This window comes from Arthrobacter sp. ISL-72, assembly GCF_018613755.1.
Classification (GTDB): domain Bacteria; phylum Actinomycetota; class Actinomycetes; order Actinomycetales; family Micrococcaceae; genus Arthrobacter.
In genome coordinates this window covers 199,350-225,588 of the sequence record NZ_JAGGPP010000027.1, presented here as the reverse complement: position 1 = coordinate 225,588, position 26,239 = coordinate 199,350, and the positions used below count along the sequence as shown (strand labels likewise).

25 protein-coding genes are annotated in these 26,239 nt (G+C 66.0%); 13 read left to right on the top strand and 12 right to left on the bottom strand.

Annotated elements, in window-relative coordinates; translation table 11 throughout:
• The first annotated feature begins 317 nt into the window (after positions 1 to 317).
• From J7I92_RS19860 to J7I92_RS19850, 3 genes are read left to right on the top strand one after another with little or no spacing between them, the layout of a single operon-like run.
• Positions 318 to 785 (top strand): Lrp/AsnC family transcriptional regulator, encoded by a 468-nt coding sequence (locus J7I92_RS19860; RefSeq protein ID WP_214843295.1) that lies wholly within the window; start codon positions 318 to 320, stop codon positions 783 to 785.
• 51 nt (positions 786 to 836) lie between these two features.
• Positions 837 to 2,360 (top strand): WXG100 family type VII secretion target, encoded by a 1,524-nt coding sequence (locus tag J7I92_RS19855; protein WP_311380444.1) that lies wholly within the window; start codon positions 837 to 839, stop codon positions 2,358 to 2,360.
• Positions 2,357 to 3,013: a hypothetical protein gene (locus J7I92_RS19850; RefSeq protein WP_214843293.1), complete on the top strand. Its 657-nt coding sequence runs from the start codon at positions 2,357 to 2,359 to the stop codon at positions 3,011 to 3,013. The genes J7I92_RS19855 and J7I92_RS19850 overlap by 4 nt, the downstream gene beginning before the upstream one ends.
• Here J7I92_RS19850 and J7I92_RS19845 read toward each other — a convergent pair.
• Positions 3,010 to 3,465 (bottom strand): Lrp/AsnC family transcriptional regulator, encoded by a 456-nt coding sequence (locus tag J7I92_RS19845; RefSeq protein ID WP_214843292.1) that lies wholly within the window; start codon positions 3,463 to 3,465, stop codon positions 3,010 to 3,012. The two genes, J7I92_RS19850 and J7I92_RS19845, sit on opposite strands and share 4 nt — an antisense overlap.
• Positions 3,466 to 3,569: 104 nt before the next feature.
• Here J7I92_RS19845 and J7I92_RS19840 point away from each other — a divergent pair, with 104 nt between their 5' ends.
• Positions 3,570 to 4,223, top strand: coding sequence for a LysE family translocator (locus J7I92_RS19840; protein WP_214843291.1), 654 nt, complete (start codon positions 3,570 to 3,572; stop codon positions 4,221 to 4,223).
• Here the strand turns inward: J7I92_RS19840 and J7I92_RS19835 are convergent.
• The 6 genes from J7I92_RS19835 to J7I92_RS19810 form a co-directional block, all read right to left on the bottom strand.
• Positions 4,220 to 4,579, bottom strand: coding sequence for a nuclear transport factor 2 family protein (locus J7I92_RS19835; RefSeq protein WP_214843290.1), 360 nt, complete (start codon positions 4,577 to 4,579; stop codon positions 4,220 to 4,222). The two genes, J7I92_RS19840 and J7I92_RS19835, sit on opposite strands and share 4 nt — an antisense overlap.
• Positions 4,580 to 4,621: 42 nt before the next feature.
• On the bottom strand, positions 4,622 to 5,587 hold the full coding sequence (locus tag J7I92_RS19830; protein ID WP_214843289.1) for a hypothetical protein: 966 nt from the start codon (positions 5,585 to 5,587) through the stop codon (positions 4,622 to 4,624).
• A gap of 41 nt (positions 5,588 to 5,628) precedes the next feature.
• Positions 5,629 to 6,129: a DUF456 domain-containing protein gene (locus tag J7I92_RS19825; RefSeq protein ID WP_214843288.1), complete on the bottom strand. Its 501-nt coding sequence runs from the start codon at positions 6,127 to 6,129 to the stop codon at positions 5,629 to 5,631.
• A 142-nt stretch (positions 6,130 to 6,271) separates the two neighbouring features.
• Positions 6,272 to 7,462, bottom strand: a complete 1,191-nt coding sequence (locus J7I92_RS19820) for an NADP-dependent malic enzyme (protein ID WP_396020429.1) — start codon at positions 7,460 to 7,462, stop codon at positions 6,272 to 6,274.
• 343 nt (positions 7,463 to 7,805) lie between these two features.
• Positions 7,806 to 8,381, bottom strand: coding sequence for a TetR/AcrR family transcriptional regulator (locus tag J7I92_RS19815; RefSeq protein WP_214843286.1), 576 nt, complete (start codon positions 8,379 to 8,381; stop codon positions 7,806 to 7,808).
• Between the two features lie 151 nt (positions 8,382 to 8,532).
• On the bottom strand, positions 8,533 to 9,849 hold the full coding sequence (locus tag J7I92_RS19810; RefSeq protein ID WP_214843285.1) for an MFS transporter: 1,317 nt from the start codon (positions 9,847 to 9,849) through the stop codon (positions 8,533 to 8,535).
• 93 nt (positions 9,850 to 9,942) lie between these two features.
• On the opposite strand from J7I92_RS19810, the gene rraA reads away from it, so the two are divergent.
• From rraA to J7I92_RS19795, 3 genes are all read left to right on the top strand, one after another.
• Complete coding sequence (rraA, locus tag J7I92_RS19805) at positions 9,943 to 10,509, top strand: ribonuclease E activity regulator RraA (RefSeq protein ID WP_214843283.1); 567 nt, start codon at positions 9,943 to 9,945, stop codon at positions 10,507 to 10,509.
• A gap of 106 nt (positions 10,510 to 10,615) precedes the next feature.
• Positions 10,616 to 12,280 carry an MDR family MFS transporter gene (locus J7I92_RS19800; protein WP_214843281.1) on the top strand — a complete coding sequence of 555 codons (1,665 nt, stop codon included), beginning with the start codon at positions 10,616 to 10,618 and terminating at the stop codon, positions 12,278 to 12,280.
• 238 nt (positions 12,281 to 12,518) lie between these two features.
• A complete protein-coding gene (locus tag J7I92_RS19795) occupies positions 12,519 to 13,958 on the top strand; it encodes a sugar porter family MFS transporter (protein WP_214843279.1) in 1,440 nt (479 codons plus the stop codon).
• A 167-nt stretch (positions 13,959 to 14,125) separates the two neighbouring features.
• Here J7I92_RS19795 and J7I92_RS19790 read toward each other — a convergent pair whose 3' ends face one another.
• Genes J7I92_RS19790 through J7I92_RS19780 form a run of 3 tightly spaced genes read right to left on the bottom strand, consistent with a single transcriptional unit; the run spans position 14,126 to position 18,063 of the window.
• Positions 14,126 to 15,280, bottom strand: coding sequence for a mannitol-1-phosphate 5-dehydrogenase (locus tag J7I92_RS19790; RefSeq protein ID WP_214843278.1), 1,155 nt, complete (start codon positions 15,278 to 15,280; stop codon positions 14,126 to 14,128).
• Complete coding sequence (locus tag J7I92_RS19785; protein WP_214843276.1) at positions 15,280 to 17,277, bottom strand: PTS mannitol transporter subunit IICBA; 1,998 nt, start codon at positions 17,275 to 17,277, stop codon at positions 15,280 to 15,282. Before J7I92_RS19785 ends, J7I92_RS19790 begins: the two co-directional genes overlap by 1 nt.
• A gap of 57 nt (positions 17,278 to 17,334) precedes the next feature.
• Complete coding sequence (locus tag J7I92_RS19780) at positions 17,335 to 18,063, bottom strand: TetR/AcrR family transcriptional regulator (protein ID WP_214843274.1); 729 nt, start codon at positions 18,061 to 18,063, stop codon at positions 17,335 to 17,337.
• Positions 18,064 to 18,224: 161 nt separating this feature from the next.
• On the opposite strand from J7I92_RS19780, the gene ptsP reads away from it, so the two are divergent.
• The 5 genes from ptsP to J7I92_RS19755 all read left to right on the top strand — a co-directional run bounded on the left by ptsP (position 18,225) and on the right by J7I92_RS19755 (position 22,477).
• Positions 18,225 to 19,910: a phosphoenolpyruvate--protein phosphotransferase gene (gene ptsP, locus J7I92_RS19775; protein ID WP_214843272.1), complete on the top strand. Its 1,686-nt coding sequence runs from the start codon at positions 18,225 to 18,227 to the stop codon at positions 19,908 to 19,910.
• A gap of 36 nt (positions 19,911 to 19,946) precedes the next feature.
• Positions 19,947 to 20,225, top strand: a complete 279-nt coding sequence (locus tag J7I92_RS19770; RefSeq protein ID WP_137324447.1) for an HPr family phosphocarrier protein — start codon at positions 19,947 to 19,949, stop codon at positions 20,223 to 20,225.
• Between the two features lie 63 nt (positions 20,226 to 20,288).
• The gene (locus J7I92_RS19765) at positions 20,289 to 20,678 is read left to right on the top strand and encodes a helix-turn-helix domain-containing protein (RefSeq protein WP_214843270.1); all 390 of its coding nucleotides are present in this window, start codon (positions 20,289 to 20,291) and stop codon (positions 20,676 to 20,678) included.
• Positions 20,679 to 20,783: 105 nt separating this feature from the next.
• Positions 20,784 to 20,984 carry a hypothetical protein gene (locus tag J7I92_RS19760; RefSeq protein ID WP_214843267.1) on the top strand — a complete coding sequence of 67 codons (201 nt, stop codon included), beginning with the start codon at positions 20,784 to 20,786 and terminating at the stop codon, positions 20,982 to 20,984.
• Positions 20,985 to 21,109: 125 nt separating this feature from the next.
• Positions 21,110 to 22,477, top strand: coding sequence for an FAD-binding protein (locus J7I92_RS19755; protein WP_214843265.1), 1,368 nt, complete (start codon positions 21,110 to 21,112; stop codon positions 22,475 to 22,477).
• Between the two features lie 53 nt (positions 22,478 to 22,530).
• On the opposite strand, the gene J7I92_RS19750 is transcribed toward J7I92_RS19755, so the two are convergent.
• A complete protein-coding gene (locus J7I92_RS19750) occupies positions 22,531 to 23,751 on the bottom strand; it encodes a CdaR family transcriptional regulator (RefSeq protein ID WP_214843263.1) in 1,221 nt (406 codons plus the stop codon).
• Between the two features lie 234 nt (positions 23,752 to 23,985).
• Here J7I92_RS19750 and ald point away from each other — a divergent pair, with 234 nt between their 5' ends.
• Positions 23,986 to 25,104, top strand: coding sequence for an alanine dehydrogenase (gene ald, locus J7I92_RS19745; RefSeq protein WP_214843261.1), 1,119 nt, complete (start codon positions 23,986 to 23,988; stop codon positions 25,102 to 25,104).
• Between the two features lie 28 nt (positions 25,105 to 25,132).
• Here ald and J7I92_RS19740 read toward each other — a convergent pair whose 3' ends face one another.
• The gene (locus J7I92_RS19740; protein WP_214843260.1) at positions 25,133 to 26,221 is read right to left on the bottom strand and encodes a Gfo/Idh/MocA family oxidoreductase; all 1,089 of its coding nucleotides are present in this window, start codon (positions 26,219 to 26,221) and stop codon (positions 25,133 to 25,135) included.
• Positions 26,222 to 26,239 lie beyond the last annotated feature (18 nt).

Sequence of the window (26,239 nt, the reverse complement as noted above, 5' to 3'; positions counted from 1 at the left end):
TCAGCTACCGAACTCTCCGGTAAACCGGGGTCGGTGGCTCAGGGGCTCTTGCCGTGCGGGGTCGGGAGCGTAGCTCCGGGCCCGTAGCACTGCTTTGCGGAATGACGATGCGTGAACAAGTGTCAATCAGCGGCGGTCTCCTTGCGGGAGCCTGGTCCAGGGGCCGGGAGGTGTTCCGGGTTCCTGTAGCCTGCGGGATCCGGCGGTAGCCGGTGTCCGTTGTTGCCACCATTTCAACAGAAGCCCTACAGTAGGCGCAACGAGCCGATGCTTTCCTGGTCAAACTGATCAATCAAGCGGCGTCGGCCAGGCAGGAAATGATCAGATTGCAGGAACTCGATCCCACCGACCGGCGAATCCTTGCCGCACTGGACGACGACCCTCGCGTACCCATCATGGTGCTCGCGCAGAAGCTGGGCCTGGCGCGCGGAACTGTCCAGACGCGCCTGGAGCGGATGGCGTCGTCGGGCGCCCTGCGTCCCAACAGCAGCCGGGTCCTCCCCGCGGCGCTCGGCCGGGGCGTGGCCGCGTCGGTGAGCGCAGAGCTGGACCAGAGCCACCTGAACGAAGCCATCGCTGCGCTCCGCGAGATCCCCGAGGTCCTGGAATGCCACGCGCCGGCCGGCGACACCGACCTCCTGATCCGGGTGGTGGCCACAAGCCCGGACGACCTGTACCGGGTGTCGGAGGAAATCCGGCTCTGCCCCGGCATCGTCCGGACGTCCACCAGCATGTTCCTGCGGGAGGTGATCCCGTACCGGACAACCGGGCTGCTGGGCGCCTGAGCCGGGGACTTCTCCCCATCGCTGCCTCCGGCCAAAGCCGTTAGGCTGGCCGTGGACTTCAACCAGGGGGAAATCGTGGCGGGGAACTTTTACGGTGCGGACGTCGCACAGCTGCGCCAGCTCGCCAAGGATCTGGCGAACGGCGCCAGCCGGCTGGATCAGCTGGGCCGGCAGTTGGGCAGCTCCATCGCTTCCAGCCCGTGGAAGGGCAACGACGGCGACCGCTTCCGCAGCGACTGGAACGGCTCCCACGCCAAGGTTCTCCGCGCAGCCGCCGCCGGCATCCAGCAGGCCTCCAAAGCACTGCTGCAAAATGCCGAGCAGCAGGACCGGGCCAGCGCTGGTTCCACCGGCGGCACGGGCGGCGCAGGCGGCACCGGCGGCGGAAGCGGAAGCTCTCCGACTGACGCCGCCGCCCAGGAGCTGACGGACGAACTCGCCGGCATGACGCCCGCCGAACGTGCGGCCTACCTGAAGAGCGACGAATTCAAGCAGTGGGCGCTGGACCACCCGGAAGCCGCGAAGGCGTCGCTGGACGCGGCCGCCGACTCCGGAATGATCGATAAGAATTCGCCTGAGTATTCGGATTTCCTTACCGACTACTGGAACCAGCAAGCCATGCGTGACATGGGGATCGACCCGGCCGACTGGGATACTTCCAAGGGCACGGAGTACAACTGGGAGACCATCAAGAAGGTCTACGACTTCTATGGCCAGGCCTACTTGTCCAACCCGGAACTGCAGTGGGCCGGGATGGCCAACATGATCGGCCCCTCGTTCGCCGGCGGGTTCAAGGACATGGCCGTGATGCGGGACCTCGCCCGGCAGATCGCCAACAACCCGGCGTCGGACATTCCGCTGCCAGTGCTGGACCAGATCGAGCAACTGGCGAGCATGACCGACCAGGAGATCAAGTTCTACGAAACCAGCATGCTGGACATGAACAAGGAGATCTTCCTGGACCAGGCCCGGCAGCACCAGGCCTACATGAACGGCGGCCTGGACGAAATCAACCGGCTCCGCGACTCCGGCGCCATCGACCCCGAGACTGCCCGGTCCTGGGCGAAGATCGATTCCGGCGACCCCTCCCAGGTCCAGGAAGGCAACACCGAGCTTCTCTACCGCGAGCAGAACGAAATCATCGCCGACGACTACGACAACATGCGCAGCCACCCCGGCGGTGAGGCCGTAACCTACATGGTCACCCTGGCCGGCGAACCGTCCATCCCCGGCGCCAAGAGCTACCCCGAGGTGTTTCCGTACGAATTCAGCGTGGAGAGTCCGGGCCCGGAGAATGTGCCCTTCACCAACTGGGACAACCCCACCCAGTTCCGCACCGACTTCACCACAGGCTTTCCGGACGGCAACATCGCCAACGCGGACCAGCGCTGGGCGCTCATCGAGCAGGACACCCTGCCGGCCTACCAGGACCTGCTGGCCACGGACCCCGCACGGGCCCAGCAGATCATTGGCTCCGATTTCAACAGCCGCGTGGACCAGTACCGGCCCACCAACAACATCCCGGGCATCATGGACCGCTTCGTCTCCGGCTTCGACGCGGAGGTGCACCAGTGACACGGCCCACGCGCGTTCGGCGGCAGGCCGCCGTCGTCCTCCTTGCCCTGGCCGGAAGCCTGGCCCTCGCCGGCTGCCGGATCAGCAGCCCCGGCCCCACTGAACCGACGTCCGCCGCATCATCTTCTGCAGGGAGCACCGTGAGCACCTCCGAATTTTCCACCCTCGACGCCGCCGGAGTGGACCAGATCCGCGCTACCAGGACCGCACGGCTGGATATGAGGTCCGGCTTGCTGAAGAAGTCCGACGTGCGGGTTACTGAGGACAGTTTCGGACCGGAAATCAACACCCGCGACTCGGGCAAGATCGCATTGACAATTGCCGCACCCAACGGCGAAATCACGGGCGAAACCGACCGCATCCGCTTCAAAACCACCGCTTCCCGCCCGGACTTCAGCGAAGTGACGTACTTCCTCACCGCCGATTCGGCAGACGAGTACTTCGGCCTGATCCGCGACGGCGTGCAGCGCTACGGAATCGACGGCGCCTCCGCCGAACGCTGGATTTCCTCCGCCGAAGCGGACCCGGGCGACAAAAGCGACTTCTCCATCACCTCCGGCACCAGCACCGGCCTTGAGGTCAACTACGACCTCCGGTACGACGGCGCCAAGGACACCCAGGTGATCATCGTGCACGTCAGTCCGGAAGCCTAAACGGGCGGCCCCGCGTTCGACTTCAGGTTTTTCATCACCAGCGTTGACGTCAGCCGCTCCACGCCGGGCAGGGAGGTCAGTTCGGCGTCGTAGAAGCGCTGGTATGCCGGCAGGTCCTCGGCGATGACCTTCAGGAGGTAGTCCGGCGAGCCGAAGAGCCGCTGCGCCTCCACGATGTTGGGGTTGTCCGCCACGCGGTTTTCGAAGATCTCCATGGTGGGCCGGTCCACCTGCCGCAGGGTGACAAAAACTATCGCTTCAAAGCCGAGCCCGACGGCGGCGGGGTCGATGTCCGCGCGGTATCCGCGGATGACGCCGGACGACTCGAGATCGCGCAGCCTCCGGTGGCATGGAGCGACAGTCAATCCCACCTCTAAAGCGAGGGCCGTGGCAGTCATCCGCCCGTCCTCCTTGAGGTGGCGCAAAATATTTCTGTCGATGTGGTCTATCACGCACTTATTTTACCCTGATGGCCTGTTTCCTGAGTAAAAAAGGGAACACTTATGGCTGGTTTTTCCCTAGAGTTTCTCCTATCAGCAGACCGTAGGAGGCCGCCATGAATTCCCAGTTGTTCCTCGCATTCCTGGTGGTTGCCGGCGCTCTTGCCTGCACTCCCGGCGTCGACTGGGCCTACTCCATTGCGGCCGGACTGAAGCAGCGCAGTTTCCTACCTGCGGTGGCGGGCCTGTGCGGCGGCTATGTCCTGCACACGGTGCTGATGGTTGCCGGACTGGCTGCCCTGCTTGCCGGACTGCCGGGTGTGCTCGGCTGGCTGACGGTGGCCGGCGCAAGTTACCTGTTATGGCTGGGCTACGGCACCATCCGGTCCTGGCGCACCGCCACCTTCAGCGCCGGCGCAGAGATGGCAGCCGCGTCCTCAAACCAGTTCCGGTCCTTCCTCCAGGGCATGGGCACCAGCGGAATCAACCCCAAGGGCCTGCTGTTCTACGTGGCCCTGGTTCCCCAGTTTGTCAGCCCCGAGGCCTCGCTGCCGGTTCCCGTGCAGTCAGGACTGCTCGGCCTGACGTTCGTCCTGCTGGCGGGCATTGTGTACACCTGCGTGGCGCTGCTCGCCAGGAAGCTGCTGCACTCGCGCCCCGGTGCCGCCCGGCGCGTGACCCTGGCCAGCGGAATCATCATGGTGGCGCTGGGCATGGTTCTGTTGTCCGAGCAGCTGATTCCCGTGGTGGCCGGGATCAGCTGGAACTAGGACCTGCGCTCCATGAACCATTCTGTAAAGGCCGTCGCGCGGCCGTCCGGCCCCAGCCGGACAACCCAGAGGTTCTCGTAGCTGGGCCGGTCCCCCAGGTAGGTGGTGCGCCCCTGGACGAAATGCAGGTCACCGTCCGAGCCGAGCGGGGACCAATCGAAGGTCCACTCGTCGGGCTCGTCCGCCGACTTGAGCCAGCGCTCCACGATCTGTTCGTGTCCGCGCCACGCGTCCGGGTCGTAAGGGTGGGTGGCGTAAACGGCATCCTCGGTGAAGAGCGCCCGGATGTCATCCGGCTCGTTGGTGGTCCATGCCGCGATATATTTTTCCATCCAGTTCCTGATGTCATCGGTCATGCGTCCGTTGTACCGCGGGCGGCCATTGCCCACAAGGGAGGGTCACTCCCGGTCCAGCTGCTTCCATTCCTGTTCCCAGACCCTGCGCGCTTCGACGTCCTTGCGGATGACCTCAAAGGTTTCGAGTTCGGCCGGCCGGCCCCGCAGCCAGTCCCGCGGATTCAGGGATTTCCGGCCACTGTCGAGGAGCAGCAGGGCGCGATCGGTCAACGCGTCGTTCCGCAGCGCCAAGTGGGTTTTCCGGCGCCGCAGAACTTCCTTCAGGGCCGCCTGCGCCGAGGTGTTGGCACGCAGCCGCCGGAGCGAACGGGCACGGACCAGCAGCAGCGCTGCCGAGAGGTCGTCGGCGTTGAGCAGCCCTTCGGTCCAGACAGCCACTTCCTTATCCCTGCCCAGGGCGTGTGCCAGCCAACACCGGGCCAGGGCCGCAGGCAGCGACGGCGGCAGCGAGGCAACGGTTTCCAGTGCCGCCTCGAGGTGGCCGGTCTCGCGCAGCGAGTGGGAAAGGGCCAGGAACACCGCTTCCTCGCTGAACAGCACCGGAACCTCAATGCGTTCGGCGACTTCAACCCGGGTGACCACTCGGGTCAAGTAGGCCGACGCGAACTGGTTGGCGTCGTCGTCGTTCCTGGTGGTGAGGCCCCGCTGCAGCAGTTCCGAGGCGCGCAGGTAGCCGCCCTGCTTGTAGGCGAGCAGCCCGGCCATCACGTAGCACAGCCCGGCCCACCCCGGATACTCCCGTCCGACGGCGATCAGCCGGTTCGGATCCGGGTTGTGGAAGATCGCGTCGTACACGGTCTTGGCTGCCTTCCCCGGCATCCGCTTAAGGCGGGGGATGGGGCCGTCCACGCTGATAAGGGCACTATTCCGGCCGCCCAAAGCGGTCTGCAGCATCCCGCCCACGCCGTCGGCGATCTCACGCACCGGGGTACGGACCTGCGCGCCGCCGAAGGGAGTGAGGTCGCGGTTATCACGGTAGATCGGTCCTGAGGTCTGTCCGGCGCTCATCCTTCCATGCTAGTAGTGCCCGCTTGGCAGCTGTTGGAGGGCTAGCTGGCCGCGGCCACCCAGACGCCGATCACCCAGGTGCTCGCGGCAAGGCAGGCCAGGCCGAACTCCACCAGCATGCCGATCCCCGTGGCTTTCAGGGCCGCCCAACTGGTGGTCACGGCCGTCCTGAAATCACGTGTGCGGTGGGATTCGCTGAGCAGCAGGCCTGCGGCGAATCCGACAAAGAGGCCCACCACGGGGATGAGGAACATGCCCACCACACCAAAGACGAGTCCAACCACCACGCTGCGGCTGGGGATCCGGTGTTCCCTAAGTTTGCGTCCTGTGAGCACGGCGCTGGCGGCCATCCCGGCCAGGACGAAGGCGAACCCCACGCCGAAGACCACCCAGCCGGCGGTTCCTGCGCCGCCCCAGATGGCCCAGGCCAGCAGGCTGAGTCCGATGAGGATGCTACCGGGAAGGACGGGGATGACGGTGCCGGCCACGCCCACCAGGATGGCCAGGCCGCAGAGGACGGTCACGAGGATCTCGGGGTTCATGCCCCTCAGTCTAGGGTTCGGCCTGCATCCCGTCGCAAACGGCCTCATCACCCAAAAGACGACACCCGAGAACGACGACGGCGGCGCCTCCCCAGCACGGGAGGCGCCGCCGTCGGGCTACCAAGCGGAAGGAGCTCCGCAGTTACTCCGCTTCGACCGCTGCGGCCACGGCCGCGGAAACGGCCGGCGCGACGCGCGGGTCCAGCGGGCTGGGCACGATGTAGTCGGCGGACAGCTCGGGCTCTGCCAGTTCGGCGATGGCGCGGGCGGCGGCAAGCTTCATGGCGGGCGTGATCCGGCGGGCGCCGGCGTCAAGCGCGCCGCGGAAGATTCCCGGGAACGCCAGCACGTTGTTGATCTGGTTGGGGAAGTCGCTCCGTCCGGTGGCCACGATGGCGGCGTAGCGGGAGGCGACCTCCGGCAGGACTTCGGGGTCCGGGTTGGACAGGGCGAACACGATGGAGCTGTGGTTCATCAGCTTCAGGTGCTCCTCGGCCAGCTGGGAAGAGGAGACGCCGATGAACACGTCTGCACCGAGGAGCGCTTCGCCGGGTCCGCCGGAGATGCCGCGCGGGTTGCTGCGCTGCGCCATCTGCGCCTTCTTGCTGGCTGGGTCCGCGGCGATGTCCGTACGGTCCTTGTTGATGACGCCGCGCGAGTCGAGCAGGACAACGTCCTGGATGCCGGCGGTGAGCAGGATCTCGGCGACGGCGATGCCGGCAGCACCTGCGCCGGAAACCACCACGCGGAGTCCGTCAAGTTCCCGGCCGGTCACCTTGGCTGCGCCGGTCAGGGCGGCGAGGGCAACGACGGCGGTGCCGTGCTGGTCATCGTGCATGACGGGGCAGTCCAGGGCTTCGATGAGCTTTTCCTCAAGCTCGAAGCAGCGCGGGGCCGAGATGTCTTCGAGGTTCACGGCGCCGAAGCTGGGGCGCAGGCGGACCAGCGTCTCCACAATTTCGTCCACGTCGGTGGTGTTGAGGACCAGCGGAATGGAATCAAGGTCGCCGAAGGACTTGAAGAGGGCGGACTTGCCTTCCATGACGGGCAGGGAGGCGCTGGCACCGATGTTGCCGAGGCCCAGTACGGCGGTGCCGTCGCTGACCACAACAACCAGCCGCTGGGCCCAGGTGAGGGTCTTCGCCAGTTCCGGTTCTGCGTGGATGGCTCGGCTGACCTGTGCAACACCGGGCGTGTAGGCGATGGAAAGATCGCGCTTGCTGGCGAGCGGGACGGTGCTGGAGATGGACAGCTTGCCGCCCTGATGGGCTTCGAAGATCTCCTGGTCGGTCAGCACGGTGGCTTCCTCAGCGGAAGCACCAGCGGCGGAAATGCCGTCAGCGGGAGTGATTGTTTCAGTGGACACGACGTTGTCTCCTGGGGCTAAGCGTGGGCGCACGGCGCAAAGGGCTCAAGCACATACGGGGCTCAAGATGGTCAGGCGGGAAATTCTGCGACCCAAGGGATGGCGGGGCCGCGGTGAAACTCCTGCAAGGTACGGGCAGCTAGCCACTCCGGTCTAGCAATGGTAACCGGGTCCGGGGCGGCCAAATTACACTGGTCTAGGTCGCTCGCCTGAAAAAACGATTCTTCATATAGACCAGCGGCCCACATCACCGAAAGATGTCCCCGATATGCACCAACTGGACTAGACCATCCCTTCCTGCGCAGCGCAGCTAGCACCGCGTCAGCAGCGAACACGCTTTCTTCAGGTCTTCCTCGGCCTCAAAGAGCGAGAGCCGGCGGCAGCGGACTGCCTGCACCAGGCCGGCGACGGTCAGCAACAGCACACGCGACTTGGCGGCGTCGCCGCTTGCCACCGTGACGGCCTGTTCGGCCAGAACGTCGATCTCCCGCAGCAGAAGGGTGGTGTCCTTGTCCTTCGTGTACACGCCCTGGCTCAGGCACTGCTCCACGGCCGGCTGCATCAGCCGCATGTGGAAAATCTCCATCACCACGCCGGCCAGGGAAGGAAGACGACTGCCGCGCGTTTCCGGCCAGCTTCCCACCTGCAGCTCGCCGAGCTGTTTCCGGTACAGCCCCAGCATCAGGTGGGTGGGAGAAGGGAAATACCGGTACAGGGTCCCCAGCGGAACATTGGCCTTGGCGGAGACTTCGGAGAGGCTTACCGAATCGAGCCCTTTCCGGGCGAACCCCGCAGCGGCATCCAGGATCCGGGCATAGCGGATCTGCTGTCTGGGCAGGGTGGGCGGCGCAGCCATGGGTGGAAGATTTGAATTGAGTTCGAGCATCAGCAGCGTTCCGGGAGTGGGTTTCGTACAGCGGTCAGGCGGATCCCCATCACAGCACTGCCGCAGCAATTCGAGTCCACTATACGGCACCCGTTTAAGCGCCCATTAGTAAAAACGGTGTGGGCCCGCGGGCCCCCAAAGCCCTCCGCCTTCAGTCCACGCCCTTGATCTTGACCACGAAAACCGCCCCCAGCAGCCCGATCACCGCGGCCGCAATGTACAGCGAAACGTAGCCGCCCCAGAGGGTGACGAACGGGAAAGCGATGAGGGGCGCCAGGACCTGCGGCAGCGAGCTGGCGATGTTGATAACGCCCAGGTCCTTGCCGCGGTCCAGTGCGCTCGGAAGGACCTGCGTGATCAGGGCAAAGTCGACCGCGAGGTAGGCGCCAAAGCCGATTCCCAGCACTGTGGCACCGGTGATGGCGCCAGCCCAGTTGGGAGCAAAGGCGAGGATCAGCGAAGCGACGGCAATGATGGCCGAGGAAGCGATCACCAGCGGCTTCCGCTTCCCCATCCGGTCACTGAGCGGCCCGCCGATCACGCTGGTGATGATCACCATCACCGCGTACAGGCCGGTAAGGATCAGCACGCCGAAGGCCGGCTCGATCCCCTGCGTCTCCTCCAGGTGGACCGTATCCGTGAGGAAGAACAGCAGGTACAGGGTGACCATGTGGTTGCCGATGTTCACCAGCAGCCGGGTCAACCAGGCCCAGGCGAAGTCCGGATATCGAATCGGCGAGATCCAGAACCCCTTTGCGAAGCCGGCCAGGCTGAACGGCGGACGGGCCGCTGCGGGAAGCGGCACGTCGTCGCTCTTGAAGAAGTACAGGGCGACGCCGGCAACCAGCGCGGCCGCACACACCAGGTATCCCAGGCCGAAATTCCCGCTGACGACGGCGGCGATCACCGCGCCGAGCAGGATTCCCACCGTCTGCCCCATGGCAGCAAGCCCGCCCACGGCGCCGCGCTGCGGCACCGGCACCCGGTCCGGGATGGCCGCGGTGATGGCGGCATAGGCGCCGTTGCAGCCGGCCTGGACGAGGCACCAGAGGATGGTCATGACGGCGATGTTCGGGGCGCCGGCCAGGGCGATGAGGGCCGCTGCTCCGAGGACGGCCCCGAAGACAACCCAGGGAACCCGGCGGCCCAGCCCTGATGTGGTGCGGTCGCTGAACGCGCCGAACAGGGGATTCGCGACGAGGGAGACAGCGGCGCCGGCGCCAGTGACGAGTGCCAGGATGGCCTCCTTGTCCCCTTCGCTGAAGTGCGCGGCCTGCTGGCCGAGCAGCACCTGGATGGGACCGAAGAATGCCGCGTTGATGCCCACATTGACCAGCACCACCCCGGTGGTCCACAGCGGCCGGACCCGCCGCTCCGGCTCGGCGAGCGCCGCCGTCGAACGTCCTCCCGGAGGTGCGGCCACAACGGAAGGATCCGGGACGTTCCCCGGCAGGTCGGACAGGCTCATTGCGGCTCCCCAGGAACTGATGATCGGTGTGGTTTCAGACTATCGTGAGCATCACGGCCCGGACCCGGGTTGCAGCCATTCCTAGGAGGACCAATGACCGCTTCCCCCGCAGACACCCCAGGCAACACGAATGTTCCCAAAAACACGGATCTTCCCGCCAGCACGGGTGTTCCCGCCGCGGACGTTCCGAGCCGCCCGGTCAGCACCGCGGACCTCTACGACGAACGGGGCGAGGAACTTGATTCCATCGCGCTCCAGTTCCAGTCGCTCGGCGGGCTGTCCCACTTCAGCGGTCCCGTCCGGACCATCCGCTGCCTTGAGGACAACGGGCTGGTCAAAAGCACGTTGGGGACTCCGGGCAACGGCGCCGTGCTGGTGGTGGACGGCGCCGGTTCGCTGCGGACAGCGCTGATGGGGGACATGATCGCGGCGAGTGCCGTGGCGAACGGCTGGGCCGGCGTCGTCATTAACGGCGCGATACGGGATCGCGAGGTCCTGGCCGACCTGCCGCTTGGCGTCAAGGCACTGGGCAGCAACCCGCGCAAGAGCGCAAAGGCCGGCGCCGGCGAGACCGATGTTGAGCTGGAGATCGACGGGGTGAGGGTGCGGCCGGGCGCCATGATCTGGTGCGATCCGGACGGAATCCTCGTGGAGCGCTGAGGTAAATTTCTCGTTTCGCGGAGGCAGGGGAACAAATCCCACCGTACGATAGTTACTGAAAGCAACTATCAAGCTTGATCCCCTTTTCTTTGTATATGGAGCAGTCATGTCCAAAACCGCCGCCGGGCCCGCAGCCGGGGACGTCCTGACGAAGCGTCAGACCATCACAGTGATGGTGGGTCTCATGCTCGGCATGTTCCTGTCATCACTGGACCAGACCATCGTGTCCACCTCGATCTACACCATCGCCAACGACCTCGACGGACTGTCCCTGCAGGCCTGGGCCACCACGGCGTACCTCATCACCTCCACGGTGAGCACGCCGCTGTACGGCAAGCTCAGCGACATCTTCGGCCGGCGCCCGCTTTACCTGGCCGCGATTGTGATCTTCCTGGCCGGCTCCCTGTACGCCGGCTCCGTCCACTCCATGACCGAACTGGCGATCGCCCGCGGCGTCCAGGGCATGGGTGCCGGAGGCCTGCTGGCCCTCGCCCTGACCATCATCGGAGACATTGTTGCCCTGAAGGACCGGGCGAAGTTCCAGGGCTACTTCATGTCCGTCTTCGGGATCTCCTCCGTACTGGGGCCCGTGGTGGGCGGGGCCTTCGCCGGGTCCTCGAACATCCTGGGCTTCGACGGCTGGCGCTGGGTGTTCTTCATCAACCTGCCCATAGGCCTGGCCGCACTGGCCGTCGTGTTCATTTACCTGCACCTGCCCGCCAAGCACGTGAAGCAAAAAATCGACTATTGGGGCGCCGCGGCCATCACCCTGGCCATCGTTCCGCTGCTCCTGGTGGCCGAACAGGGCCGCAGCTGGGGCTGGACCTCGGCAGCGTCCCTCCTGTGCATCGGGCTGGGCGTCGTGGGCATCATCGCGTTCCTGCTGGCGGAGAAGCGCGCCGGCGACTACGCCCTGATCCCGCTGCGCCTCTTCAGCAACCTCACCTTTGGGCTGTCCTCGCTGCTGAACTTCATCATCGGCATCGGGATGTTCGGTGCCATCGCGATGCTCCCGATGTACCTCCAGCTGGTCAAGGGCCTGACCCCCACCGAAGCCGGCCTGATGATGATCACCTTCACAGTGGGCATCCTGACCGGTTCCATCACCGCCGGACGGACCATTTCGGCGTCGGGCACATACCGGATCTTTCCGATCATGGGCACCGCGGTACTGACCGCCGCCGCCGTCGTGATGGGCTTCTCGCTGGGCGTGGACACCGGACTCTGGGTGCCCGGCGTCATCGCCGTGTTCTTCGGCCTGGGCCTGGGCTTCTGCATGCAGCCGCTCACGCTGGCCATGCAGGTCTCCGTCCCGGCGAAGGACATGGGCGTGGGAACCTCCTCGGCCGCGTTCTTCCGGTCCATGGGCGGCGCGGTGGGAACCGCCGTCTTCATCTCGCTGCTCTTCAGCATGGCGGCGGACCGCATTGCCGCCGGCATGAAGGACGCGATGCAGAACGCCGACTACCTGGCGGTCCTGAAGGACCCTGCTGTGGCTTCAGATCCCGCCAATGCCAAGCTCTACGAGTTCTTCCAAAACGGGGCCAGCAACGATTCCCTGAATGACACCAGCTGGCTGCACTCGGCCAACCCGGCGCTCACCCGGCCCATCACCGAGGGCTTCGCGCAGTCGATCGACGCCGTGATGCTCACCGCCGCCGTGCTCACCGGGATCGCCTTCCTGGTCAGCTTCGCACTGCCGAACAAGAAGCTCACGGACCCGAAGGCCACTGCTCAGAGAGCGGGATCAGAACCGGTGGCTGCGCACTAAGTCACCGCGTTCGGGCGCACGTCACGGGAGGCAGTCTTTTAGGCTGCCTCCCGTTGTTGTTCCCCGGCGAACACGACGACGGCGGCACCCCGCCGTCGTCGTCCGTCAACAAGTGGAACCTCACAGCGTGAAGTGGCACACTGTTTAGCGCGTGTGCGCCGGCCAAGAGGGCTGGTTCCGTGGTCAACGATGTCCGCACAGCTAAAAATCCAACGCATCAAAATCCCAAGGGAGATCCATGTCCACATCCAGCACTGAAGGCCGTCCCGGCGTTCCCCGCAAGGTGATCGGCCTCGCAATCGCGGGAGCGGTGGGCGGGTTCCTCTTCGGCTTTGATTCCTCCGTTGTCAACGGCGCCGTCGACGCCATCAAGGACGAGTTCGCCCTGAGCGAGGCCGTCACCGGTTTCGCTGTTGCCGTCGCACTCCTGGGCTGCGCCGCGGGCGCCTACCTGGCGGGCAAAGTGGCCGACAAGTACGGCCGCATCCCGGCCATGAAGCTCGGCGCCATCCTGTTCCTGATCAGTGCGCTCGGCACGGGCTTCGCGTTCGGCGTCTGGGACCTCATCTTCTGGCGCCTGGTGGGCGGGCTCGGCATCGGCCTGGCCTCCGTCATCGCGCCGGCATACATCTCCGAGATCTCGCCGCGGCACGTACGCGGCCGGCTCGCGTCACTCCAGCAGCTTGCCATCACCACCGGTATTTTCGCCGCCCTCCTCTCCGACGCCGTGTTTGCCAACTCCGCAGGCGGCGCCGACGAGCCGCTCTGGCTCGGCATCGAGGCCTGGCGGTGGATGTTCCTCGCCGGCGCCGTGCCTGCCGTCGTCTACGGCTGGATCGCCTATACCCTGCCCGAATCCCCGCGCTTCCTGGTCTTCAAGGGCAAGGAGGACCAAGCACGCAAGGTGTTTGAAGCGATTGCCCCGTCCGAGGACACCGACCGCCACATCCGCGAAATCCAGGCCGCGATCGAGGAAGACCAGCTCGCCGGCCAGAAGGGCTCGCTCCGCGGCAAGGTTTTCGGCCTGCAGGGCGTGGTGTGGATCGGCATCACCCTGTCCGTGCTGCAGCAGTTCGTCGGCATCAACGTGATCTTCTACTACTCCACCACGCTGTGGAAGGCCGTGGGCTTCCAGGAGAAGGACTCACTCACCATTTCGGTGGCCACCTCCATCACCAACATCCTGGTCACGCTCGTCGCCATCGCCCTGGTGGACCGCATCGGCCGCCGCCCCATCCTGCTGGCCGGCTCCATCGGCATGGCTGTTTCGCTGGCAGCCATGGCCCTGGCCTTTGCCTCCGCCACCGGCTCCGGCGACGGGATTTCACTGCCTGGCGCCTGGGGTCCTGTGGCCCTGGCGGCCGCGAACGTCTTCGTCATCAGCTTCGGCGCCTCCTGGGGTCCGCTGGTGTGGGTCCTGCTGGGCGAAATCTTCCCCTCCCGGATCCGTGCCCGCGCCCTGGGCCTGGCCGCGGCGGCGCAGTGGATCGCGAACTTCGCCATCACCCTGAGCTTCCCCGTCATGGCGGCAGGCTCGCTGCCCCTGACGTACGCCATGTACGCGGCGTTCGCGGCGGCGTCGTTCTTCTTTGTGATGTTCAAGGTGCCCGAGACCAACGGCATGTCCCTGGAGCAGGCGGAGACGCTGTTCGTGCCGAAGGGGACCGTCAAGGTCTAGGCACTTCGGCACCGCTTGCGCGGCCGCGGGGCACCAACGCTCTCTCACTTAACGCAAGAAAAGCACAAACCCTCCCTCACCTGATGAAGGTGAAGGAGGGTTTGTGTTTTTCCGGCAGGTAGTGAGAGAGCGTCCGGGGTGAGAGAGCGTCCGGCTTGAGGGGTGTCCTAGGCCTTGACCTCGGCTTTGGCCTCTTCCATGAGTGACTGGACGGCTGCGAACAGCGGGTGCCCGGCGGTCAGTCCGGTCACCTTCTCCGTGGCCTCCGCGGCCGTGGACGAAGCCACGATCTGCGCCAGCTCGGTTGCTTCGGCATCGGCGGGGTCGTTGAAGCGCAGGGCTGCCGCAATGGCCCCCAGTAGCGCCTCGGGCACGATGCCAAGTTCGGCCAGCTCCGCCGCCGGGCCGATGAAGCGTTCGTGCCTGCTGAGTTTGCGCAGCGGCGCCCGGCCCACGCGGTTCACGGTATCCGGCAGGTGCGGGTTGGTGAATCGGCCCAGAATCTTGTCGACATAGGCCTCCTGCTCCTCGCGGTTGAAGCCGTGCTTGTGGATCAGCAGCTCCTTGGTCTCATCCAGGACGGCGCGCACGTCGGCGGCCACGTCCTGGTCCGCCATGGCCTCGGAGATCTTGCCCAGGCCCGCTTCGAAACCGAAGTAGGCCGCGGCGGCGTGCCCCGTGTTCACCGTGAAGAGCTTCCGCTCAATGTACGGCTCCAGGTTGTCCACGAACGTGGCCCCGGGAATGACGGGTGCGGAATCACCGAACGGCGTGCGGTCGATGACCCACTCGTAGAACGTCTCCACCGTGACATCCAGGCCCTTGCCCGGCTCCTGGTTGGGGACGATCCGGTCCACGGCAGTGTTGGCGAACACGGCCACGGACTCCAGCGGTCCGGAAGCCGGATCCCAGTTTGCAGCCACTTCGTCCCGCAGCATGTCCGTGGCATTGATGGCGTTCTCGCAGGCCATCACCTGAAGCGGCGCCAGCCCGGCATCCCGCCCGGCGAGGCCCTTGGCGATCACCGGTGCCACGAACTTCAGGATGTGCGGGCCCACCGCGGTGGTGACGACGTCCGCCGTCGCGATTTCCGCCACGACCTCCGCTTCCTGGGTGCCGGAGTTCAGCGCCCGGAAGTTGTCCACGGTGCGGACGGTAGGGTTCTCGCCCACCTCGTGGACGTTGTAGCTGTCTGCGGCGGCGAGCTGCGTGATGAGCTCTTCCGCAACGTCGGCAAACACGAGCTCGTAGCCTGCCTGGTGCAGCAGCAGTCCCACGAAGCCGCGGCCGATGTTCCCGGCCCCAAAATGAACAGCCTTCACTATGCGTTGACCTTTCCAAAGAGTTCCAGGACTTCGTCCACGGAGGTTGCCGCCTCAAGCTGGGCCACCTGGGCCTTGTTGGTGAAGACCTTCGCGATGGAGGACAGGATGTGCAGGTGCTCGTTGTTGATGCCGGCCACGCCCACGACGAACTTGACCTCCTTGCCGTTCCAGTCGATGCCGTTCGGGTAGCGCACCACGGAGACGGCGGACTTCATGATGTGGTCCTTGGCGGCATTGGTGCCGTGCGGGATCGCCAGGAAGCTGCCCATATACGTGGACACCGACTCCTCGCGTTCATGCATGGCATCGACATAGCCGCTGTCCACGGCACCACGGTCCAGCAGGAGCCTGCCGGCTTCGTCGATGGCCGCATCCCGCGTCGTGGCCGAACCGTTGAGGACAACGCTCTCACGGGCCAGGATGTCCGACGGCGGAGCGGCCTCAGCAGGTGCCGCGGCTGCAGGGCCCGCAGCGGCGGCGGCCATACCGTCGCCGGCGGTTGCTTCTGCATTGCTGTGCTGGACCAATTCCACGACCTCGTCGTACCGCGGGCTGTTCATGAAGTTGTCCACGGAGACATGCACCGCGCTCGATGTGGCCGGCTTGGCGCGCTCGGTGAGGTCCTGGTGTGTGATCACAATGTCATAGGTATCCGTAAGGTTCGCGATGGACGCATTGGTGACGTTGACCTCCGGGAAACCGGCAGCCTTGATCTTATTGCGCAGCACGGATGCGCCCATGGCGCTGGAACCCATGCCGGCGTCGCACGCGAACACGATGTTCTTGATGGGGCCGGCCATCACTGCAGTGCCGCCCGCACCCATCAGGGCTGAGGAAACGGAGCTCTTCTTGCCCTTCATGGATTCCATGCGGGAGGTGGCGGCGCTAAGGCTGTCCTCCTCGGTTTCACCCACGGGGGTCTTGCTGGCCTTCAGGATTACCGAAGCGATCAGGAAGGAAACCGTGGTGGCGAGCAGGACCGAAAGGACCACGCCGAAATAGCTGTCACGGGCGGTCTGGGCGATCACCGCGAAGATGGACCCTGGCGCTGCCGGAGCCACGAGGCCGGAGTTGGTGAGGGCAAGTGTCGCGATCCCGGTCATGCCTCCACCGATCGAGGCGAGGATGAGGATCGGCTTCATCAGCACGTAGGGGAAGTAGATCTCGTGGATGCCGCCAAGGAACTGGATGATCGCGGCGCCGGGGGCCGATGCCTTGGCCAGGCCCTTGCCGAAGAACATGTAGGCGAGCAGGATACCGAGGCCCGGCCCGGGATTGGCTTCAAGCAGGAAGAGGATGGACTTGCCCTGCTCAAGCGACTGCTGAATGCCGAGTGGCGTCAGCACGCCGTGGTTGATGGCGTTGTTGAGGAACAGCACCTTGGCCGGTTCGATGAAGATGCTGGTCAGTGGCAGCAGTCCGTTTCTGACCAGGAACTGGACGAAATTGCCGGCCGCTGTGCTGAAGGCCGTAACCACAGGAGAGATGCCGTAGAAGCCAAGAAGTGCAAGGAGGGCGCCCCAGATACCGGCGGAGAAATTGTTCACCAGCATTTCGAAGCCGGGACGGATCTTCCCGTGCCAGATTGCGTCGAGCTTCTTCATGGTCCAGCCGCCCAGGGGACCCATGATCATGGCGCCGATGAACATCGGGATGCCGGCGCCGACGATCACGCCCATGGTGCCGATGGCGCCCACAACGCCGCCGCGGACGTCATAAACCATCCGGCCGCCGGTGTAGGCAATCAGGAGTGGCAACAGATAGGTGATCATGGGGCCCACAAGGCCCACGTTCGCGGTGCCCGCAGCGTTGGTGCCAAAGCCACCGAGCTCGGGAATGGGCAGCCAACCTGTCTTGATAAAGAGGGCCGTGATAAGCCCCCAGGCGATAAAGGCCCCGATGTTGGGCATGATCATGCCGGACAGGAATGTCCCAAACTTCTGGACGCCAACGCGCATGCTGGTACGGGGTTTTGCAACTGTCTCTGTTGCCATGTGATTTCCTAACCGTGATTCCTGCTGCACCGCAGGATGGTCCGATATTTTCGACGACTAGCTGTTGGAACTGGTGGAGATCCGGTGGAGCCATTCGAGAAAGAGCTTGAGTTCCGAGCTGGAAAGCTGGTCCGAGTGCGATGCTTGGAGCGCGGCGTTCAAGGCGATCGCCGCCACCACCACCGACGACTTCCCGGCAGCTTCCGGTCCGGCGCCGTTGGCCTGTTCGGCGGCCACCGCGAAAATCATGGCGTCCCGGGTCATGGTGGACAGTTCAAGGTTGCGGTCCGCGGCAGGCTCCGCGATCAGCATGAGGGTCACACCCACGTTTGCTGCCAGGATGCTTCTGGCCGCCTCACGCGGCTGGACGTTCAGCTGGCCTGCCACTGCGGCCTTGTTCAGCATTTCCTCCATGAGGGCCTCGGCATCGGCAACGATGGCCGGGCGGCTCTCAGGGCGAATGTTGCCAAACATGACCAGGTACAGTTCCGGCTGTTTTAGCCCGAACTGGACGTGGTTATCCCACATCCGGCGGATGTCTTCCAGCGGATGCCCGGACGGCGCGAAGTCGCGTTCGCCGGCCACGTACTCTTCAAAACCCGCCGCGACAACGGCGTCGAACAGCCCTTCCTTGTCACCGAAGTGGTGATAGAGCGTGGGTGCCGTGACCCCCGCCAGCTGCGTGATCTGGCGGGTGGAAACCGGCGCTCCACCGGATTTGGCCAGCAACTCGGCTGCTGCGCGCAACAGCCGTGTTTTGGGCGGGAGCTGGCCATCGAAACTCATAACCGCTACCCTAGCACCTATAGCAACGCTATATGAAGTGCATCACATACAATTTTTTCAGGCACCGCAAATGCCGTCGGACGTAGCCGTCGCGACGGTCTGGGCAATCGCCCAGGCAACGAACGGCGGGGCCTGCTTACGGCAGAGAACGAGGACCTTCAGTGCAGAACTTCCCAGGAGTAGGCGTCAGCCCCGGCCGCATCATCGGCACCATCCGCCAAATGCCCAAACCCATCAGCGAACCGCCAGCAGGCCAGCAACTGCCCGCCGGCGTCACGCCTGAGGATGCAACCGCAGGCCTCAAGGCCGCAGCCCAGGCCGTCCACGACGAGCTGAAGGCGCGTGCCGCCCACGCCACCGGCGACGGCAAGGCAGTCCTGGAGGCCACGGCGCTGATGGCGAAGGACACCATGCTGCTCAAGGGCGCGGCCAAGCTGGTTGCCCGCGGTGTCTCCAGCGAGCGCGCCATCTGGGAATCCGGCTCCTCCGTCTCGGAAATGCTGCACAACCTGGGCGGCTACATGGCCGAGCGCGCCACGGATGTCCTGGACGTCCGCGCCCGGATCGTGGCCGAACTGCGCGGCGTGCCTGCGCCTGGCATCCCGTCCTCCAATACGCCGTTCGTGCTGGTGGCCGAAGACCTTGCGCCGGCGGACACGGCAACGCTGGATCCGAACAAGGTCCTCGCGCTGGTGACCGCAGGCGGCGGGCCGCAGTCGCACACAGCCATCATCGCCCGGTCCCTTGGCCTGCCCGCCGTGGTTGCCGCCGTCGGAGTGGATGAACTTCCGGACGGCATCGAAGTGTATGTGGACGGCGCCGCCGGCGCCATCACGGCCGAGCCCGACGACTCACTGCGCGCCGCAGCCGAGGCATGGGCGGCCACGGCCTCCCTGCTCGCTGACTTCAGCGGCACGGGCACGACGTCGGACGGTCACCTGGTACCGCTCCTCGCCAACGTTGGCGGCGGCAAGGACGCGGAGGCCGCAGCCAAACTGGGCGCCCAGGGCGTGGGGCTGTTCCGCACTGAATTCTGCTTCCTCGAGCGGGACACCGAGCCCACCGTGGAAGAGCAGGCAGCGGCCTACAAGAGTGTTTTTGACGCCTTCCCCGGCAAGAAGGTTGTGCTGCGCACACTCGACGCCGGCGCCGACAAGCCGCTCCCTTTCCTGACCGACTCCACCGAGCCCAACCCCGCCCTGGGCGTTCGCGGGTACCGCACGGACTTCACCACGCCCGGCGTCCTGGAACGCCAGCTGGAAGCGATCGCCCTGGCCGAGAAGCAGTCCGAAGCCGACGTGTGGGTCATGGCCCCGATGATCTCGACCGCCGAGGAGGCCGCCCGCTTTGCCTCCATGTGCTCCGAGGCCGGCATCAAGACCCCCGGCGTGATGGTGGAAGTCCCCTCAGCCGCGCTCACGGCCGAGTCCATCCTGCGCGAGGTGGGCTTCGCCAGCCTGGGCACGAACGACCTCACCCAGTACGCCATGGCCGCCGACAGGCAGCTCGGCCCCCTGGCCGCACTGAACACTCCCTGGCAGCCGGCCGTGCTGCGCCTTGTCGGCCTGACTGTTGAAGGTTCACGCGCGGAGGGCCACAACAAACCGGTGGGCGTGTGCGGCGAGGCGGCGGCGGACCCGGCCCTCGCCGTCGTGCTGACCGGGCTGGGTGTTTCCACGCTGTCCATGACAGCTCGGTCCCTGGCCGCCGTGGCCGCCGTGCTCAAGACGGTCACGCTGGAGGAAGCGCAGCAGCTGGCCAAGCTGGCGCTGTCCGCACCGAGCGCCACTGAAGCCCGGGCCTGGGTTCGCGAGAAGCTGCCCGTGCTCCACGAACTCGGCCTGTAACAAGCCGCCCATCAACGAGATTCATCAGGAGAAGCAATGCCCGAACGTACTGCAACCATCGCCAGCCGCTCCGGCCTCCACGCCCGCCCTGCCGCGCTGTTCGCCGAAGCGGCCGGCAATGCCGGCGTTGACGTCACGATTTCCATGCAGGGTGAACCGGCCGACGAGGCGCTCGACGCCGCCAGCATCCTTTCGCTGATGACCCTCGGGGCGGCGAAGGGGGACGTTGTAGTGCTGCGCGCCGACGGCGACGGCGCGGACCAGGCCCTGGATGCGCTGGTCACGCTCCTGGAGACGGATCTCGACGCCGAATAGCGGCGCGATGCGTGCCGCCGGCGTGCGGGCAGCTTCCGGCCGTGCGGGCGCTAGGATTTCCGCATGGCATTGATTGCTCCCCGCGTGACGGCCGGGCTCCCCGGCGATGAAGCCCAGAAACTGAAGCAAGCCCTGGCCGGCAGCCACGACATCACGGTCTTTGTGGACGGCACGGTACACCGCCTGCCGCCCCAGGCGCGGGACGCCGTCGTGGATCTGCTGGGCCGCTTCAGCCGCGGTGAAGCGGTGACGGTCAGCAGCGTTGAAGAACTGCTTACCACTTCCCAGGCGGCGGAACTTGCCGGAATATCTCACACGTACCTTCGCAATATGACGGACCGCGGCGAAATTCCGGTGGAATACCGCGGCACACACCGGCGGATCCGGCTGGCGGCCATTATGGAATGGCTGGAGGCGCAGAAGAAGTCCAAGGCGGCCGACGCCGAAAGCTAGCGCTTGATGTAGCCGTCTGCGCGATTTATGAAGCAGTGATAAGGATCAAGCAACGATCCCCGTGGAGCGCCAAAACGCCCCAAAGGGCGGGGTTACCCTTTATGCGTGGGTAAGTTCAGAGGGTGGCACATCGTAGCGGGTTTCGCTGCAATGCTGCTGACTGCCGCCCTTGGAACGGCAATGGGTTTGACCAACACCGCCGCTTTTATGGCCAGTTGCGTGGCCTTTGTGGCGGTGTCCAAAGGCCTGGAAAGCCACTTTGCCCGCCGCCGCCGGGAAGCTGCCGAGCGGGACCGCCGGGCGTAACGCCTTTCCGCAGGAGCGGCCGTCTGATGCGTGGATGGCCATTGACACACGGCCAGGGCCTCCCCAGTCTTGTTAGCGATAACAAGACTGCCGATGGCCCGTTGGTCCGGCGCGGAAGGGATGCCATGAGCACTGAGGTCAGCGAAATGCCCGGACTGGACGGCCAAACAGGACGCGGCGGCCTTTTGGCGCCGGACTCCACGGAAGGCGCCGGTGCTGCGGCCGAACTCAACTGGGCCGGAAATTACCGCTACACCGCACCGGTGATCCACCGTCCGCGCACCCTCGCGGAAGTCCAGGAAGTTGTGGCCGCCGCCCCGAAAATCCGCGCGCTCGGCTCACGGCACTCCTTCAATTCCATCGCAGACTCCCCCGGGGCCCTGATTTCGCTGGAAAGCCTGGACCCCGCCATCCGCATCGACGCGGCAGCCCGCACCGTCACGGTCTCGGGCGGAACCCGCTACGGGACCCTTGCCGAGAAGCTGCAGGCCAACGGCTACGCGCTGCCCAACCTGGCTTCCCTGCCGCACATCTCCGTGGCCGGCGCCATCGCCACCGCAACCCACGGCTCCGGCGACGCGAACGGAAACCTGGCAACGTCCGTCGCCGCGCTGCAAATCGTGGCTGCGGACGGAACCATCCACCACCTCAGCCGCGGCAACTCGCCCGACTTTGACGGCGCCGTCGTCGGCCTCGGTGCTCTGGGCGTGGTCACCAAGGTGACCCTGGACATCGAACCCACGTTCGCGGTGCGCCAGGACGTCTTCGAAGGGCTTCCCTGGCAGACGGTGCTGGAGAGCTTCGACGCCGCCACGTCCAGCGCCTACAGCGTCAGCCTGTTTACGGACTGGAGCGGGGACGCCGTCGCACAGTCCTGGCTCAAGAGCCGCCTTCCACTCGCCGGCACCGCCGCCCCGGAAGCCGCGTTCGACGTCGACACCTTCTTCGGCGGCACGCGCGCCACGGCCGCACGGCACCCACTGCCCGGCGTCTCGGCCGAGAACTGCACCGAGCAGCTCGGAGTCCCGGGACCGTGGTCCGAGCGCCTGGCCCACTTCCGGATGGCCTTCACGCCCAGCAGCGGCGATGAACTGCAGAGCGAGTTCTTCGTCCGGCGCGAGCACGCCGTGGCCGCCATTGCGGAGCTCCGGGCGCTCTCGCACCGCATCACTCCCTTGCTTCACATCTCCGAAATCCGGACCGTGGCTGCCGACCAGCTCTGGCTCAGCACCGCCTACGGCCAGGACTCCGTGGGCTTCCACTTCACCTGGAAGCAATTGCAGGATGAGGTGGAGGAACTGCTTCCGGTGATTGAGGAGGCGCTGGCACCGCTGGATGCACGGCCGCACTGGGGCAAGCTGTTCCACGCCGACGCCCGCTCCGTCGCCGGCCTGTACCCGCGGTTCGACGACTTCAAGGACCTCGCGGAGCGGATGGACCCGGAGCACAAATTCCGCAACGAATTCCTCGCCCGGAAAGTCTTCGGCGAGTAGGCCTGGAGGCGGTAGCTCTTCGGCGGGTAGGCCTGGAGGCCCGGCGGGATCCGCTAGATCCGCGGCCGGCCGGACCAGCGACGGGCCTTGAGCGCCGCGTGCAGTTCCAGCCGGACCATGCCCTTCAGCGGGTCGACGCCCAGCACCTGCCGGATGCGGCCCAGCCGGTTGTAGATGCTGCTCCGGTGCAGGTGCAGCTTGGTGGCGACGTCCTGCACGGAGCCGTCGTTGTCATAGAGGAGTTCCAGCACGGGCAGGAGCTCACCGTTCCGGTCATGGTCTTCCAGGATCCGCGAATACACCGAGCCGGCGTCGGCCCAGGCACCGGCCCCGCCGCCTGCGGAGGCGAGCAACTGGTACATTCCCGTGGCCCGGCAGTCCACCAGTTCCCCCAGCTGGGGATCCACCGCGGCTGCCTGGGCAGCCTGCTTCGACTCCCGGTAGGCGTCCGCCAGCTGGCGCGGCTTGGCGAATCCTTCGCTTGTTCCGAGAATGATCCGGTGCACCGGCCGGCCGGACCGCTTGGCGAGTTCCAGTTGGTAGTGGACCAGCACCTGGGCGTGGGCCGCCCGCCCGGTCGATTCCCGGAACAGGATCACGGCATGGGTTTCCGTACCGGCGCTGAAGAGGGCCGCATCCACCCCGATGGTGGCCTGCAGCGCCGACGAGCGGTGAATCAGTGTTGAGGCGATGGGGTCGGAGCCCTCGGCCCATCCGTCGGCGTCGAGCACGGTGACCAGTTGCCACGGACCGCGCCCCTGCACCTCCTTCCAGCCGGCCACGGCGGCGACGGCGTTGGCCTCGCCCCGGCAGGCGGCCAGGAACTCCTGTTCCCGGCGGCGCCGGAACTCCGATTCTGCGGTGTTCGATTCCAGGAGCAGTCCGGACAGCAGCTCGAGCTCGTCCCGGACGCCGGACAGCTGGGTGAGGATGGCGGTCGCGCTTTGATCGTCGATGTCCTGCTGCACCCACAGGTAGCCGACGCGGAAACCGCGCACCAGCAGCGGCACGCAGACGCGGCCCAGCATGCCCAGCTCTTCGTTCGCCGGTACGACGACGGGACGCACCGCGGTGGCGATCCCGTGCGACAGCTGCCACGCCTTCACGTCCGCCGGCACGCGTTTGCTGAGGAGGAAGTTCACCCGGACCCGGTCCGCGTGCGACTGGTTGGAGCTGTAGGCAAGCAGAACGCCGTCGAGGTCCTCGAGCGAAAGCCCGCGGCCGAGCTTTAGCGCCACCTGCTCAACGAGCTGTTCCACATCCTGCTGCTGCATGGTTGCCACCTTACTGCCCGACGGCACAGGGACGTGAACGGACAGCAGGCGACACCTGACGCTTCACGGCTCGACAGATGTCTAGACGGGAAAGCCAAAAAGCCCGGAAACAAGCGGAAGTCCCTGCGCACGAGCAGTCGAAATCCTGTCAGGTACCTCACACCCGGATTTATTCTGGAAGTACAGATTCCCCCGCACATCCGGCCCGCAAAGCCCACCAACGATGGAGCCAAAATGATCATCGGCGTCCCCAAAGAGATCAAGAACAACGAATTCCGCGTGGCCATCACCGCCGCCGGTGTCCACGAATTCCGCACCCAGGGCCACACTGTCCTCGTGGAACGCGGCGCAGGCCTGGGCTCGGGCATCACTGACGAGGAATACGCCATTGCCGGCGCCGAAATCGTGGCCGAAGCCGACCACGTCTGGGCCCGCGCGGACATGGTCATGAAGGTCAAGGAGCCCATCGCCGCGGAGTACCACCGCTTCCGCAAGGGCCTGATCCTCTTCACCTACCTCCACCTCGCTGCGGAACCGGAACTGACCCGGGAGCTCATCAACTCCGGCGTCACCGCCATCGCCTACGAGACCGTCCAGGAAGGCCGCACCCTGCCCCTGCTGGCCCCCATGTCCGAGGTCGCCGGCCGCCTGTCCGTCCAGGTCGGTGCCACCTCCCTGATGGCCCCTGCCGGCGGCAAGGGCGTGCTGCTTGGCGGTGTTCCGGGGGTCCGCCCCGCCAAGGTTGTTGTCCTGGGCGCCGGCGTGGCCGGCACCAACGCCGCCGCCATGGCCCTGGGCCTCGGCGCCGACGTCACCATCCTGGACATCAACATCAACCGCCTGCGCGAGCTCGACGCCCAGTATCAGGGCCGGCTCAAGACCGTCGCGTCCAACAAGTACGAGATCGAAAAGTCCGTCGTGGACGCGGACCTGGTGATCGGCTCCGTGCTTATCCCGGGCGCCAAGGCCCCCAAGCTGGTCACCAACGAGCTGGTGTCGCGGATGAAGCCCGGCTCCGTGCTGGTGGACATCGCAGTGGACCAGGGCGGCTGCTTCGAGGACACCCGCCCCACCACGCACCAGGAACCTACGTACAAGGTGCACAACACCATCTTCTACTGCGTGGCCAACATGCCCGGCGCCGTCCCGAACACCTCCACCTACGCACTCACCAACGTGACCCTGCGCTACGGCGTGGCCCTGGCCAACCTTGGCGTAAAGGCCGCGTTCGAAAAGGACCCGGCCCTCGCGGCCGGCCTCAACATCGCCGCCGGCCACGTGGCACACCACTCGGTCTCCGAGGCACACGACCTGCCGCTCGTAGCTGACTGGCACGAACTGGTCTCTGCGTAACCCTTAGTTCGTTCAGCGCGGTCTGCGTTTAAGCCTGCGCCGAGGCCAGTTCCCGTGCCTGTTCTATTAGTTTGAGGACCTCGACCGGGCCGGCGGGGTCTACTGGCAGGGGCAGGGACGAGGCCGCCCCATCGTCGTGGATCTTTTCCGCGAGGATCCGGTAGAACTCCGGGTAGGCCCCGTGCTCGGTGGGCAGGCGGTCCAGGTGGCCGTCGCGGCCCAGCAGGCCTGCCCAGTCCCTGTCCTCAACGCCGTACTCGGCATCGAGCGGGCTGCCGCCGGCCACAATGTACGGCTCCTGCGGATCGACGCCATGCTTGGTGAAACCGCCGTCGGAGCCCAGCAGCCGGTAGCGGGGTCCTTGCTGGGCGCAAAGCATGTTCATCCAGAGGTGGCTGACCACGCCCGAGTCATGCTGGAGGGCCACGAAAACGTCGTCATCGGTCTTTTCTCCGGGCCGCCGCGCCCGGAGTTCCGCGTGGGTCACCGTGGCGGGGCCGAACAGCTGCAGCGACTGGTCCATGAGGTGCGTTCCGAGGTCGAACAGGACCCCGCCGCCGTCGTCCGCGGTAGCGTCCGCCTTCCACGCCTTGGAAACCTCCGGCGACCAGCGCTCGAACCGCGATTCGAAGCGGGTCACGGTGCCCAGCACCCCGCCTTCCACCAGGCCCTTCACGGTGAGGTAGTCGCCGTCCCAGCGGCGGTTCTGGAAGACGGTCAGCACGCGGCCCAGCCTGACGGCGATGTCCGCCAGTTCCCGCCCTTCGGCGCTGCGCACCGCAAAAGGCTTGTCGATGACGACGTCGAGCCCCGCCTCGAGCGCGGCCTTCGCCAGGGGGTAGTGGGTGGCCGGCGGCGTCCCGAGGACCATCAGGTCAAGCTCGCCGGCGAGCGCCAGGATGTCGTCAGGGGTGCTTACGAGCCGCGCCGCAGGGTGGCTGGCGGCCGCGTCGGCCTGCCGCCCGGCGTCGGACGTTGCAATGACGTCCAGCGAGTAGGCCGGATTGGTGGCGATAAGCGGAGTGTGGAAAACGCGGCCGGAGAGTCCGTAGCCGGCGACGGCCGTGCGGATCGGGGGCTTGCTCAGGGCGGCGCCGCGGGTTGCTTCTGTGCTCATGGTCCAACGCTACCCCCG

Excerpts from the sequence above, each read along its gene's own strand:
- ald (WP_214843261.1), top strand. The coding sequence starts at position 23,986 with ATGATCATCGGCGTCCCCAAAGAGATCAAGAACAACGAATTCCGCGTG.
- J7I92_RS19835 (WP_214843290.1), bottom strand. The coding sequence starts at position 4,579 with ATGACCGATGACATCAGGAACTGGATGGAAAAATATATCGCGGCATGG.
- J7I92_RS19765 (WP_214843270.1), top strand. The coding sequence starts at position 20,289 with ATGGCATTGATTGCTCCCCGCGTGACGGCCGGGCTCCCCGGCGATGAA.
- J7I92_RS19795 (WP_214843279.1), top strand. The coding sequence starts at position 12,519 with ATGTCCACATCCAGCACTGAAGGCCGTCCCGGCGTTCCCCGCAAGGTG.
- J7I92_RS19785 (WP_214843276.1), bottom strand. The coding sequence starts at position 17,277 with ATGGCAACAGAGACAGTTGCAAAACCCCGTACCAGCATGCGCGTTGGC.
- J7I92_RS19860 (WP_214843295.1), top strand. The coding sequence starts at position 318 with ATGATCAGATTGCAGGAACTCGATCCCACCGACCGGCGAATCCTTGCC.
- J7I92_RS19840 (WP_214843291.1), top strand. The coding sequence starts at position 3,570 with ATGAATTCCCAGTTGTTCCTCGCATTCCTGGTGGTTGCCGGCGCTCTT.
- J7I92_RS19770 (WP_137324447.1), top strand. The coding sequence starts at position 19,947 with ATGCCCGAACGTACTGCAACCATCGCCAGCCGCTCCGGCCTCCACGCC.
- rraA (WP_214843283.1), top strand. The coding sequence starts at position 9,943 with ATGACCGCTTCCCCCGCAGACACCCCAGGCAACACGAATGTTCCCAAA.
- J7I92_RS19800 (WP_214843281.1), top strand. The coding sequence starts at position 10,616 with ATGTCCAAAACCGCCGCCGGGCCCGCAGCCGGGGACGTCCTGACGAAG.
- J7I92_RS19830 (WP_214843289.1), bottom strand. The coding sequence starts at position 5,587 with ATGAGCGCCGGACAGACCTCAGGACCGATCTACCGTGATAACCGCGAC.
- J7I92_RS19810 (WP_214843285.1), bottom strand. The coding sequence starts at position 9,849 with ATGAGCCTGTCCGACCTGCCGGGGAACGTCCCGGATCCTTCCGTTGTG.
- J7I92_RS19740 (WP_214843260.1), bottom strand. The coding sequence starts at position 26,221 with ATGAGCACAGAAGCAACCCGCGGCGCCGCCCTGAGCAAGCCCCCGATC.
- J7I92_RS19815 (WP_214843286.1), bottom strand. The coding sequence starts at position 8,381 with ATGCTCGAACTCAATTCAAATCTTCCACCCATGGCTGCGCCGCCCACC.
- J7I92_RS19750 (WP_214843263.1), bottom strand. The coding sequence starts at position 23,751 with ATGCAGCAGCAGGATGTGGAACAGCTCGTTGAGCAGGTGGCGCTAAAG.
- J7I92_RS19755 (WP_214843265.1), top strand. The coding sequence starts at position 21,110 with ATGAGCACTGAGGTCAGCGAAATGCCCGGACTGGACGGCCAAACAGGA.
- J7I92_RS19780 (WP_214843274.1), bottom strand. The coding sequence starts at position 18,063 with ATGAGTTTCGATGGCCAGCTCCCGCCCAAAACACGGCTGTTGCGCGCA.
- J7I92_RS19825 (WP_214843288.1), bottom strand. The coding sequence starts at position 6,129 with ATGAACCCCGAGATCCTCGTGACCGTCCTCTGCGGCCTGGCCATCCTG.